The organism is Micromonospora sp. NPDC049275, assembly GCF_043197115.1.
In the GTDB taxonomy this organism is placed as follows: Bacteria; Actinomycetota; Actinomycetes; order Mycobacteriales; family Micromonosporaceae; genus Micromonospora.
Genome location: NZ_JBICSN010000006.1, coordinates 88504 through 100630, shown reverse-complemented (window position 1 = coordinate 100630; position 12127 = coordinate 88504). Strand labels below are relative to the sequence as shown.

The 12127-nt window shown below is 74.8% G+C and carries 11 protein-coding genes; 9 read left to right on the top strand and 2 right to left on the bottom strand.

Features of this window, described 5'->3' with window-relative positions; genetic code table 11:
- Positions 1-50: 50 nt before the first annotated feature.
- Complete coding sequence (locus tag ACGFIE_RS20030; RefSeq protein WP_393296585.1) at positions 51-1658, top strand: phytoene desaturase family protein; 1608 nt, start codon at positions 51-53, stop codon at positions 1656-1658.
- Positions 1659-1747: 89 nt separating this feature from the next.
- Here ACGFIE_RS20030 and ACGFIE_RS20025 read toward each other — a convergent pair whose 3' ends face one another.
- Complete coding sequence (locus ACGFIE_RS20025; protein ID WP_393296583.1) at positions 1748-2515, bottom strand: polyprenol monophosphomannose synthase; 768 nt, start codon at positions 2513-2515, stop codon at positions 1748-1750.
- Between the two features lie 170 nt (positions 2516-2685).
- Complete coding sequence (locus ACGFIE_RS20020) at positions 2686-3132, bottom strand: SRPBCC family protein (protein WP_363687471.1); 447 nt, start codon at positions 3130-3132, stop codon at positions 2686-2688.
- A 156-nt stretch (positions 3133-3288) separates the two neighbouring features.
- On the opposite strand from ACGFIE_RS20020, the gene ACGFIE_RS20015 reads away from it, so the two are divergent.
- Genes ACGFIE_RS20015 through ACGFIE_RS19980 form a run of 8 tightly spaced genes read left to right on the top strand, consistent with a single transcriptional unit; the run spans position 3289 to position 12003 of the window.
- Positions 3289-4962, top strand: a complete 1674-nt coding sequence (locus tag ACGFIE_RS20015; protein ID WP_393296581.1) for an HAD-IIIA family hydrolase — start codon at positions 3289-3291, stop codon at positions 4960-4962.
- On the top strand, positions 4959-5933 hold the full coding sequence (locus ACGFIE_RS20010; protein ID WP_393296579.1) for a glycosyltransferase: 975 nt from the start codon (positions 4959-4961) through the stop codon (positions 5931-5933). The genes ACGFIE_RS20015 and ACGFIE_RS20010 overlap by 4 nt, the downstream gene beginning before the upstream one ends.
- Positions 5918-7135, top strand: coding sequence for a glycosyltransferase (locus ACGFIE_RS20005; RefSeq protein WP_393296577.1), 1218 nt, complete (start codon positions 5918-5920; stop codon positions 7133-7135). Before ACGFIE_RS20010 ends, ACGFIE_RS20005 begins: the two co-directional genes overlap by 16 nt.
- Positions 7132-7836, top strand: coding sequence for an SIS domain-containing protein (locus tag ACGFIE_RS20000; RefSeq protein WP_393296984.1), 705 nt, complete (start codon positions 7132-7134; stop codon positions 7834-7836). The genes ACGFIE_RS20005 and ACGFIE_RS20000 overlap by 4 nt, the downstream gene beginning before the upstream one ends.
- 31 nt (positions 7837-7867) lie before the next feature.
- Positions 7868-9388 (top strand): PfkB family carbohydrate kinase, encoded by a 1521-nt coding sequence (locus tag ACGFIE_RS19995; protein ID WP_393296982.1) that lies wholly within the window; start codon positions 7868-7870, stop codon positions 9386-9388.
- Positions 9385-10086 (top strand): SDR family oxidoreductase, encoded by a 702-nt coding sequence (locus tag ACGFIE_RS19990; RefSeq protein WP_007458093.1) that lies wholly within the window; start codon positions 9385-9387, stop codon positions 10084-10086. Before ACGFIE_RS19995 ends, ACGFIE_RS19990 begins: the two co-directional genes overlap by 4 nt.
- Entirely contained in the window at positions 10083-11036 is a 954-nt protein-coding gene (locus ACGFIE_RS19985; RefSeq protein ID WP_393296575.1) for a glycosyltransferase family 9 protein, read from the top strand. Before ACGFIE_RS19990 ends, ACGFIE_RS19985 begins: the two co-directional genes overlap by 4 nt.
- Positions 11020-12003, top strand: a complete 984-nt coding sequence (locus ACGFIE_RS19980; RefSeq protein WP_393296573.1) for a DNA topoisomerase IB — start codon at positions 11020-11022, stop codon at positions 12001-12003. The genes ACGFIE_RS19985 and ACGFIE_RS19980 overlap by 17 nt, the downstream gene beginning before the upstream one ends.
- Positions 12004-12127: the final 124 nt, after the last annotated feature.

Genomic DNA, 12127 nt, shown 5'->3' with positions numbered 1-12127 from the left:
CGGCGAGACAAACGCGTTTCGCCCGGTTGCGCGCCGGGTAGGCGGATCGGGTGACTACCACCGGCGCGCAGAGCGCGGACGCCGTCGTCGTCGGAGCCGGGCACAACGGCCTCGTCGCGGCGAACCTGCTGGCCGACGCCGGGTGGGACGTGGTGGTGCTGGAGGCGACAGCGGTACCCGGTGGCGCGGTCCAGTCCGCCGAGGTGACGGCACCTGGCTACCTGAGCGACCTCTACAGCTCGTTCTACCCCCTGGGGTACGCCTCACCGGTGCTGGACGGCCTCGACCTGGGCGCGTACGGGCTCTCCTGGCGGCACGCCCCGGACGTGCTGGCACACCTGCTGCCCGACGGCCGGGCCGCGGTGATCAACCGGGATCCCGACGTCACGGCGGCCTCGCTGGAGCAGTTCGCCCCGGGCGACGGCAAGCGCTGGCTGAACGCGTACACCGACTGGCTCGACGTGGCCGAGCCGATGCTGATCACGATCACCTCTCCGTTCCCGCCGGTACGAGGCGGGCTGGGCCTGCTGCGCCGGCTGCGGATCGCGGGCGCGCTACGGCTGGCCCGGCGGCTCGTGGTGCCGGTGCGCAAGCTCGGCGACGAGCTCTTCGACGGCCCGGGCGGGCCGGCGCTGCTGGCCGGGTGCGCCCTGCACACCGACCTGTCCCCGGAGGAGGCCGGCTCCGGCGTGTACGGCTGGCTGCTGGCCATGCTCGGCCAGCAGGTCGGCTGGCCGGTGCCCGACGGCGGCGCGCGGCAGATCACCAACGCGCTGGTGGCCCGTCTGGAGCAACGCGGGGGCCGCATCCTCTACGGCGCGCGTGTCGACCGGGTGCTCACCGCGCGTGGCCGGGCGATGGGCGTTCGCACCGAGGGCGGCGCGCTGTGGCGGGCCCGTCGAGCGGTCCTCGCCGACGTGCCCGCCCCGGCCCTCTACCTCGACCTCGTCGGCGCGGCGGCACTGCCGTCGCGGCTCGTGGAAGATCTGGCGCACTTCCGGTGGGACGGCTCGACGCTGAAGGTGGACTGGGCGCTCTCCGCCCCGGTGCCGTGGACCAACCGGGAGGTCGCAGGCGCCGGCACGGTGCATCTCGGCGCGGACCTCGACGGGCTGACCCGCTACGCCGGCGAGCTGGCCCGTGGTGAACTGCCCCGCGACCCGTTCCTGCTGGTCGGGCAGATGTCAGTGGCTGACCCCAGCCACTCACCGCCGGGCACCGAGTCGCTCTGGTCGTACACCCATCTGCCGTTCCGCCAGGACTGGCGGGCCGAGGAGATCGCCGGGCACGTACAGCGCATGGAGGACGTGCTGGAGGCGGCCGCCCCGGGCTTCCGGCAGCTGATCGTGGGCCGACACGTGGCCGGGCCCGCCGATCTGGAGAAGGGCGATCCAAGCCTGGTCGGGGGCGCGCTCGGCGGGGGGACCGCCGCCGCGTACCAGCAGCTGTTCCTGCGCCCGATTCCCGGCCTGGGTCGGGCGGACACCCCGGTGGACCGGCTCTTCCTGGCCAGTTCGTCGGCGCACCCGGGCGGTGGGGTGCACGGCGCCCCGGGCGCGAACGCGGCCCGCGCGGCCCTGGCCCGCGACCGAGCCGTGACGGGCGCCGCCTACGCGAAGGTCATCTCCACCGCACACAGCACGATCTACCCCGCCTGACCCGACCCCACCTCGGTGTTCAAGAGGTGTGCGTCAGATTCCGGCTCGCCGGTGACGCACACCTCTTGGTCAACAGGGTGGCGGAGGAGTCACTTGGTGATGTTGCGGTGTTTGCTGCGCAGGCGGAACGGCATCAGGGCGCTCTCGACCTTGGTCGCGGTGGTCATCTTGGAGACGCCGTCGCGCCGCTCCTCGAAGCGGATCGGGACCTCGAGGATCGTGTGCCCCAGCTTGGTGGCCAGGTAGTGCATCTCGACCTGGAAGCTGTAACCGTTGGACTGCACCCGGTTCAGGCCGATGTCCTTCAGCGCGTCGGCCTGCCAGATCTTGAAGCCGGCGGTCAGGTCACGGATGCGTACCCGCAGCAGCGTGTGCACGTAGAGGTTCGCCCATCCGCTGAGCGCGCGCCGGTACAGCGGCCAGTTCTCGTCCAGCTCACCACCGGGCACGTACCGGGAGCCGATCACCACGCCGGCCTGGGTGGAGAGCAGCGCGCCCAGCATCCCCGGCAGCGCCTCCGGCGGGTGCGACAGGTCGGCGTCCATCTGCGCGACGAACTCGGCGCCGCCCTCCAGAGCCCTGCTCATCCCGTCGACGTACGCCCGGCCCAGGCCCTCCTTGCCGGCCCGGTGCATCACCTCGATCCGTTCCGGATACTCGATGGCCAGCTTGTCGGCCACCTCGCCGGTGCCGTCGGGGGAGTTGTCGTCGGCGACGAGGATGCGCAGCCCGGGCAGCGGCAGTGCGAGCAGCCGCTCGACAAGCGCCGGAAGGTTGCCCGCCTCGTTGTAGGTGGGCACGACGACTGTCAGGTGTGCGTCTCGCCACGGCGACGGCAGCTGGACGGGCTGGATCATGTCGGACATCCTCGGTTTGCGGACAGGGCTACCTGAGAGGGTAGCCAGTTGCCCGATCCGGATTGAAAGGCTCCCCGTCGCTCGGGCCGACTGCTGGGGGTGGCGCGCTCAGCGCAGCCCGGCGAACCGTCGCGGTGAGGCGTCCCGCCAGGTGCCCGGGTCGGTCTGTGTCACTGGGAGACCTTCCGTCGGACGGCGATGTCGGAGAGCCGGTCCAGCGTCTCCCGGTTGCGCAGGTGCAGCACCAGGTCGTTGGCCTTGTTGCGGACCCAGCGCAGCGGGCCGGCGGCGAAGTCCTCCCCGAGGCGGACGCGGGTGGCCCCGCCGTCGACCGGTTCCAGGGTGAACGCCACGATCGCCTCGCCGGCCGGCCACAGGCCGGCGCGCAGCACCAGCCGGTGCGGCGGCTCGCAGACCAGCACCGTCGACGCGTCCTGCAACGAGAATGGCCACGGCCCGGCCCGGTGGTGCAGTTGGCTGCCCACCCGCGGCCAGGCGTCGTCCACGTCGCGCACGTGCGCCGTCCCGACCACCCAGTCGCTGTACGTCCATCCGTCGGCCAGCACGTCGAACACCTGCTGCGGGGGAGCGTCGATCACTTTCTCCACTATCGCCACCGGGATCCCATACCCTCGTCCCGACGGAGGCTAACGGGCCGGTGGGTTAGCTTCTCGGAAGCGGCGGGTAAGGCCGACGCGGGGCACCGCCGGCGGCGTTGGCCCACGGCGCCGCAGTCGACGTTTACTCCTCGGGGCGCCGGGAACCCGCCGGCTGTGCGACAGGACCAGGAGGATCCGTATCAGCGCAGGTCAGCCCGGGTGTACGCCGGTGTTGGCCGGGCTGGTCACGGGCCTGCCGAACCCACCGGGGGCGTCCTGTACGACGCGGTCCTGCTCGACCGCGACGGCACCCTGATCGAGGATGTGCCGTACAACGGCGACCCGGAGAAGGTACGCCCGGTCCCGGGGGCGCGGGCGGCGCTGGACCGGTTGCGGGCCGCCGGGCTGCGCCTGGCGGTGGTGACGAACCAGTCGGGCCTGGCCCGGGGCTATTTCAGCGCCGAGCAGATGCGGGCGGTGCACGCCCGAGTGGAGGAGCTGCTGGGCGGCTTCGACGCGTGGCTGGTCTGCCCGCACGACGACTCCGACGGATGCGACTGCCGCAAACCCGCGCCCGGTCTGGTGTACGCCGCCGCCCGTGAGCTGGGCACGAGCGCCTCGCGCTGCGTGCTGGTGGGCGACATCGGCCGCGACGTGGGCGCCGCGTTGGCAGCCGGGGCGGCAGGGGTGCTGGTGCCCACCCCGGTGACCCGACCGGAGGAGGTCGCCGCCGCCGGCTGGGTGGCAGCGGACCTGCCCTCGGCGGTGGACGAGATCCTGCGCCGCCAGCGGGCCGTGCGACCCGCGCGGGCCGGCGACCCGGTGGGTACGGCGTTGGTGGTGCGCTCGGACTCGGCCGGGGACGTGCTCGTCACCGGGCCGGCGATCCGCGCCGTCGCGGCCGGCGCCCAGCGGGTGGTGCTGCTGTGCGGCCCGCGCGGACGCGCTGCCGCCGAGTTGCTGCCCGGCATCGACGAGATCATCGAGCATCCGCTGCCGTGGATCGACCCCGCGCCGGCGCCTGTCGACCCGGACGCCATGCGGGACCTGACGGCCCGCCTCGCCGCCGTCGGCGCGGACGAGGCTGTCGTCTTCACCTCGTTTCACCAGTCCGCCCTGCCGCTCGCGCTGCTGCTGCGGATGGCCGGGATCACCCGGATCGCCGCGATCAGCGACGACTACCCGGGCTCCCTGGTGGACATCCGCCACCGGGTGCCGGTGGGCGTTCCCGAACCCGAGCGGGCGCTCTCCCTCGCCGCCGCCGCCGGCTACGGGCTGCCGGTCGGCGACGAACCCGTGCTCAAGCTCCGGGACGACGCCGTGGCATCCCGCCCGGCCGCTGCCGGTGACCCCGGCTACGTGGTGCTGCACCCCGGGTCGGCCGCGTCGAGCCGGGCCTGCCCGACCGAGCTGGCGGTACGGATCGCCGCGGCGCTGACCGCCGCCGGGCATCGGGTACTGGTCACCGGCGGGCCGGACGAGCGTACGGCCACCGCCCGGGTCGCGGCGGCGGGCGGCACCGACCTGGGCGGCCGGACGGACCTGGCCGGGCTGGCCGGGCTCGTCGCCGACGCCGCCGCCGTGGTGGTCGGCAACACCGGGCCCGCGCACCTGGCCGCGGCGGCCGGGGTGCCGGTGGTGAGCCTGTTCGCGCCGACGGTCCCCTTCGGGCAGTGGGGGCCCTACCGGGTGCCCACCGTTCGGCTCGGCGACGCGGCCGCGCCCTGCCGGGACACCCGGGCGGCCAGCTGCCCGGTCCCGGGGCACCCCTGCCTCAGCGGCGTCGACCCGGCCGAGGTGGTCGAGGCGGTACGCACGCTCGTGCCCAGCGGCGGTGGCATCCGATGAACATCCTGCTCTGGCACGTGCACGGCTCCTGGACCACGTCCTTCGTGCACGGCAACCACCGCTACCTGGTCCCCACCACATCCGACCGGGGCCCGTACGGCCTCGGCCGGGCCCGCACCTACCCGTGGCCGGACAGCGCCGTCGAGGTGGTCCCCGACGACCTGCCCGGCAGCGACGTCGACCTGGTCATCCTGCAACGCCCCGAGGAGATCGACCTGGCCGAGCAGTGGCTGGGGCGTCGTCCCGGGCGCGACATCCCCGCCATCTACGTCGAGCACAACACCCCCAAGGGGGACGTGCCGAACACCCGCCACCCGATGGCCGACCGTGGTGACCTGCTCGTCGCCCACGTCACCGGGTTCAACCAGATCTTCTGGGACACCGGCGCGACCCGCACCCGCGTGATCGACCACGGCATCGTCGCGCCGGCCGTGTCGTACACCGGTGAACTGGACCGGCTCGCCGTGGTGATCAACGAACCGGTGCGACGGGGCCGGGTCACCGGCACGGACCTGCTGCCGCAGTTCGCCGAGATCGCGCCGCTGGACGTGTTCGGCATGGGCGTGGCGGGCCTGGCCGACCACCTCGGGCTGCCCGCCGACCGGCTCACCAGTCACGACGACGTGCCCCAGGAGCGGATGCACGCCGAGTTGGCCCGTCGGCGCGCGTACCTGCACCTGTGCCGCTGGACCTCCCTCGGGCTCAGCCTCATCGAGGCGATGGCGATCGGTATGCCTGTCGTCGCGCTCGCCACCACCGAGGCCGTGACCGCGGTGCCACCGGAGGCGGGAGCCCTCGCCACCCGGATGGACACCCTGCTCGACGCCGCCCGCCGGTTCATCGCCGAGCCGGCGGCCGCACGTCAGGCCGGGGTGGCGGCACGGGCCGCCGCGCGCGACAGGTACGGCCTCGACCGTTTCCTCGCTGACTGGGACCGGCTGCTGGAGGAGGAAGTATGCGGATCGCGATGATCTCGGAGCACGCCAGCCCGCTCGCCATCCTCGGAGGCGAGGACGCCGGCGGCCAGAACACGCACGTCGCCGAGCTGTCCGCCGCGCTCGTCGCGGCCGGGCACGAGGTGCGGGTCTACACCCGCCGTGACGCGCTCGACCTGCCGGTGACCGTGCGCGCCCCGGACGGGTACGACGTGGTGCACGTGCCTGCCGGCCCGGCCGAACCGGTCGTGAAGGACGCGCTGCTGCCGCACATGCGGGAGTTCAGCAGGTGGTTGGTCGAGCGGTGGCGGGGCGGGGACTGGACGCCCGAGGTGATCCACGCGCACTTCTGGATGAGTGGCCTGGCCGCGCTGACCGCCGGTCGGCAGACCGGGGTGCCGGTGGTGCAGACGTACCACGCGCTGGGCACTGTCAAGCGCCGCTACCAGGGCGTGCAGGACACCAGCCCGGCCCGGCGCATCTCCTACGAGCGGGAGTTGGGCCGGTCGGTGGACCGGGTGGTCGCCCAGTGCCGTGACGAGGTCGGCGAGCTGGTCCGGATGGGGGTGCCCCGGTCCCGGATGACAGTCGTGCCCTCCGGGGTCAACCTCGCCTCGTTCGCTCCGCTCGGGCCGGTCGCCGACCGCGAGCCGGGCCGAGCCCGGATCCTGACCGTGGGCCGGCTGGTCGAGCGCAAGGGTTTCCAGACGGTGGTCCGCGCGATGGCGCTGGTGCCCGACGCCGAGTGCGTGGTGGTCGGCGGCCCGCCCGAGGGGCTGCTGGAGACCGACCCGTACGCCCGGAGGCTGCGCGCCCTGGCCGAGTCGTGCGGGGTCGCCGACCGGGTGCACCTGGTCGGTGCGGTGCCCCGGGAGGAGATGGGCCGCTGGTACCGCTCGGCGGACCTGCTGGTCGCCGCCCCCTGGTACGAGCCGTTCGGGTTGACCCCGCTCGAGGCGATGGCCTGCGGCGTGCCTGTCGTCGGCACCGCCGTGGGCGGCATCCGCGACACAGTGGTCGACGGCACGACAGGCGATCTGGTGCCGGCCCGGGATCCGCAGGCTCTCGCCACCGCGATCCAGCGGCTGCTCGACGACCGGATCCGCCGCTTCCGGTACGCCACGGCGGCGCGTGAACGGGCCCGGTCGCGCTACTCGTGGGCGGTCGCCGCCGAACGCCTGGCCGAGGTCTACGGCGAGGTCGCCGCGGTGCGCCGGCCCACCCGGGTGGTGGCCTGATGCCGGCGGGCAGCCCGCTCGACGCGCACCTGACCAACCTCGCCGCGGCACTGACGCCCTACCGCAGCTGTGAACCGCAGGTGGCGCGCTGGGGCGCGGACCTGGCGCACCGGCTGGTCGGTGGCGGGCGCCTGCTCGTGGCCGGCAACGGCGGTAGCGCCGCCGAGGCTCAGCACCTCACCGCCGAGCTGGTGGGAAAGCTGCACGACGACCGTCAGCCCCTGTCGGCCATCGCTCTGCACGCCGAGACCAGCGCCGTGACAGCCATCGCCAACGACTACGGCTACGCCGACGTCTACGCCCGTCAGGTCCGCGCCCACGGCCGGCCCGGCGACGTCCTGTTGCTGCTGAGCACCAGCGGCACCAGCCCGAACCTGCTCACCGCCGCGCACGCCGGGCGCGATGCCGGCCTCACCACGTGGGCGCTCACCGGGCCCGCCCCCAACCCTCTCGCCGACGCCTGCGACGAGGCGCTCGCCGTGTCGTCGGCCGACAGCCAGGTCGTCCAGGAGCTGCATCTCGTCACCAGCCACCTGATCTGCGAGTACCTGGAACAGGAACTGCCCGCCGCGCTGGCCGCCGCCGGTGCCGTACGCGTGCCCACCGAGCCGACGCCGGCCGGTCGGCTCGCGTCCGGTCCGGTGCGGACCGGAGTCGAGGTGGTGCTCGACGGTGGGGCCGGACAGCAGGTCGACGCGTGAGGATGAGGAGGACAGCGTGAGGGGACCCGTGGTGGTGGTCGGGGACACCCTGCTCGACCGGGACGTGGAAGGGGTGGTGAGCCGCCTCTGCCCGGACTCCCCGGTGCCGGTGCTCGACGAGACCTCCGCCGTCGACCGGCCCGGCGGCGCCGGCCTCGCGGCGGTCTTCGCGGCCGCGCAGGGCGCCGACGTGGTGCTGGTCACCGCCCTCGCCGACGACGCCGGGGGCGCCCGGCTCAGTGCGCTGCTCGCCGCCGCCGGCGTGCAGGTGTACCCGCTGAGCCTGTCCGGCGCGACGCCGGAGAAGATCCGGCTGCGGGCCCGGGGCCGGGTGCTGCTGCGCCACGACCGGGGCGGCGCCTCCGGTGAGCCGGGCCAGCCCTCCGACGAGGTGCTGCGGGTGCTCGCCGCGGCGTCGGCGGTGCTGGTCAGCGACTACGGCCGGGGAGTGGCCCGGCAGCCCGCGCTGCGCGCCGCGCTGGCCGCCACCCGCGCGCCCGTCGTGTGGGACCCGCACCCGCGCGGTCCGGCGGCGGTGCCCGGTGTCCACCTGGCTACGCCGAACGAGTCGGAGGTACGCGAGCTGGTCCCCGCGCTGCCCGGCGCGTCCCGGCTGGCCACCGCGTCCCGGGGAGCGCAGGGCCTGCGTCGGCGGTGGCGGGCGGGCGCGGTCGCGGTGACGTTGGGCGGTGACGGCGCGCTTCTCTGCCACGCCGGGTCGACGCCGCTTGTGGTGCCCACCCCGGGAAGCGCCGAGGGTGACACCTGCGGGGCGGGTGACCGGTTCGCCGCCGCCGCCAGTCTCGCGCTGGCCCAGGGCGCGCTGGTCTCCGAGGCCGTGCAGGTGGCGGTCGCCGAGGCGTCCGCGTACGTGGCGGGTGGGGGAGTGGCCACGGCACTGCCACCACCGGAGCAGTCGTTTCCACCCGTCCGGCGGGCGGGAACGAACCTTCGACCGGCGAGCGCGTACGGAGTCGCCGGCCCGGGTGGTGAGCGGGTGGGCGTCGCGGCGGTCGCCACGCTGCTGGCCGAGGTGCGGGGCGCCGGCGGCACGGTGGTGGCGACCGGAGGCTGCTTCGACCTGCTGCACGCCGGGCACCTGGCCACCCTGCAGGCAGCCCGGCAGCTCGGCGACTGCCTGATCGTCTGCGTGAACTCCGACAGCAGCGTGACCGGGTTGAAAGGGCCGGACCGGCCGGTGATGGCCGAGGGGGATCGTGCCCGGCTGCTGGCCGCGCTGAGCTGCGTCGACGCCGTCCTCGTCTTCGACGAACCGACGCCGGAGGCGGTGCTGTCCTGGCTGCGCCCGGACGTGTGGGTCAAGGGCGGCGACTACGCGACAGGCGGCCCGGACGCTGTCGGGCTTCCCGAGGCGGAGGTCCTGCGCCGCTGGGGCGGGAACACGGTGGTGGTGCCGTACCTGGACGGCCGTTCCACCAGCGATCTGATCGCCCGGTCCGCGGGCGGCCGTGGCACCGGCGCGGGCGGGCGACCGCAGCAGCCGGTCGGGCTCGTCGCGCCGGTGTCGACGACGCGGGAGCGCACCCGATGACCGCCACGAGGTCCGGTGCCGGGCCCACCGTCCTGGTCAGCGGCGGCTCCAGCGGGCTCGGCGCGGCGGTGGTGGCGGCGGTGGCCGCCTCCGGTGGCCGTCCGCTCGTGCTGGACCGCCAGCCGCCCGTCGACGGGGTGTCCTGGACCGAGTGCGACCTCGCCGACACCCGTGCCGCCGAGGTGGCCACCCAGCACCTCGCCGAGCAGGCCGGTGGGCTGGACGCGGTGGTCACGGCCGCGGGCACGGACGTGCCGGGTCGGCTCGCCGACGTGCCGGGGGAGACCTGGGATCGCATCGTGGCCGTCGACCTGCTGGCCACCGCCGCGGTGATCCGGGCCGCGCTGCCGTTCCTGCTGACCTCTCGGGGCCGCATCGTCACGGTCGCCTCGACCCTCGGGGTCAAGGCGGTAAGCGACGCCACGGCGTACTGCGCGGCGAAGTTCGGCGTGGTCGGGTTCACCCGCGCCCTGGCCGCCGAGCTGGCCGGCCAGGTAGGGGTCACCCTGCTCATTCCCGGTGGGATGCGTACCGCGTTCTTCGACGAGCGCGACCCGCAGTACCGGCCGGGGCCGGACGCCATCCTCAACGACCCCGTCGACACGGCCGCGGCGGTCATGTTCGCGCTCAACCAGCCGCCCGGCTGCGCGGTGCGCGAGCTAGTGGTCTGCGCCGAGCAGGAGACGTCGTACCCGTGATCCTCGTGCTGCGCGCCCTCGGCGTCGGCGACCTGGTCACCGCGGTGCCCGCGCTGCGGGCGCTGCGGGCCGCGTACCCCTCTCGGGAGCTGGCGCTCGCCGCCCCCGCCGCCCTGGCCCCGCTTGTCGACCTGGTGGGGTGCGTCGACAGGCTGGTGGACACCGCCGGGTTGGACGGGCCGTCCTGGCCCGGCCCCGCCCCGCAGGTCGCGGTGAACCTGCACGGGCGCGGCCCGCAGTCGCACCGGCTGCTGGTCGCCGCCCGCCCGGGGCGGCTGGTCGCCTTCGCGAACGCCGACGCCGGGTTCGGCGACGGCCCGCGGTGGGTCGACGACGAGCACGAGGTGGACCGCTGGTGCCGGCTGCTGTCCTGGTACGACATCCCGACCGACCGTGGCGACCTCGGGCTGCGCCGGCCCGACCCGACGGGCCGGCCGGCCGGCACCACGGTGCTGCATCCGGGCAGCAAGGTCCCCGCCAAGCGGTGGCCCGCGCAACGGTTCGCCGCACTTGCCCGGGCGCTCACCGACCGGGGGCACCGGGTGCTGGTCACCGGCTCGGCCGACGAGCGCGCGCTGGCCACCCGGGTCGCCGACGCGGCCGGCCTGGACCCGGCCGCTGTGCTGGCCGGCCGGACCGACCTCGGCGCGCTGGCGGCGCTCGTCGCCGACGCCCGGCTGGTGGTCAGCGGCGACACCGGCGTGGCCCACCTGGCCACCGCGTACGGGACCGCGTCGGTGGTGCTGTTCGGGCCGGTGCCTCCGAGCGCGTGGGGGCCGCCGCCGGACCGGCCCCGACACCGGGCACTCTGGGCCGGCGTGGGGGATTGGCGCAGGTGGGACGGGGTAGGAAGCCACCCGACATTGACGGCGCTACGCCTCGACGAGGTGCTCGCCGCCGTGGACGAGGTGGAGAGGGCGGTGCGGGTCTCCGGTGCGGTTGCGGCGTAGCGACCCGGGTCGGCCCGGTTACGGGCGACGCCGACGCGGTAAGGGCTGGACCTTCGTCGATCCGAGCGGTGCGGTCGTGCGGGATCCCGCGACCCTGACGCGGCTGCGGGAGCTGGTGATCCCCCCGGCCTGGCAGGACGTGTGGATCGCGCCGCACGCGAACGGGCACATCCAGGCGACAGGCATCGACGCGGCCGGCCGCAAGCAGTACGTCTATCACCCGGTGTGGCGGGAGAAGCAGGACGCGGCGAAGTTCGACCGCATGCTGGAGGTGGCCCAGCGGCTGCCGGCGCTGCGGGAACGGGTGGCGCGGGACCTGGGCGGGCGCGGGCTGGGTCGGGACCGGGTGCTGGCCACCGTGGCTCGCCTGCTCGACATGGGGATGTTCCGGGTGGGCAGCGACCAGTACGCGGCCGGCGACGACCCGACGTTCGGGGTGTCCACCCTGCGCCCGGAGCACGCCCGCCGACGCGGCGACTGCGTGGTCTTCGAGTTCCCCGCCAAGGGTGGTATCGAGCAGGTGCGCCGGATCGAGGACCCGGAGCTGTGCGAGGTGCTTGTCAACCTGCGCCGCCGTCGCCGGTGGGCGGACCGGCTGTTCGGCTACTGGGACGGCCGGGAGTGGCGTGACGTCCGCAGCGACGAGGTCAACGGCTACCTCCGCGACGCCTGTGGTGGTGAGATGACCGCCAAGGATTTCCGTACCTGGCATGCCACGGTGCTCGCCGCCGCCGAGTTGGCCGCGGCCGATCCGGCCCGCTCGGTCACCGCCCGGCGCAGGTCGGTGGCGGCGGTGATGCGGGCGGTGGCCGATCTGCTGGGCAACACCGCGACTGTGGCGCGGACGTCCTACGTGGACCCGCGGGTCGTCGACCTCTACCACGACGGAGTGGTGGCGCCCGTCGACCGGGACGCGCCGCGCGAGGAGATCGAACGGGTCGTCTTGGAGTTGCTGGAGAAGGCGTGACCGGCCCCGCCGACGATCCTGGGGGGGAAGCGGCGGGACCGGGGTCTCGGCCCGGGGTGGCACCGGGCGGCCGCCCGCCGCGATCCACGGCGGGCGCCTCGCCACGGCCCCCGTTCGTGACCTC

Coding starts and splice junctions, on each gene's coding strand:
- ACGFIE_RS20025 (WP_393296583.1), bottom strand. CDS start 2,515: ATGATCCAGCCCGTCCAGCTGCCGTCGCCGTGGCGAGACGCACACCTG.
- ACGFIE_RS20005 (WP_393296577.1), top strand. CDS start 5,918: ATGCGGATCGCGATGATCTCGGAGCACGCCAGCCCGCTCGCCATCCTC.
- ACGFIE_RS20010 (WP_393296579.1), top strand. CDS start 4,959: ATGAACATCCTGCTCTGGCACGTGCACGGCTCCTGGACCACGTCCTTC.
- ACGFIE_RS19990 (WP_007458093.1), top strand. CDS start 9,385: ATGACCGCCACGAGGTCCGGTGCCGGGCCCACCGTCCTGGTCAGCGGC.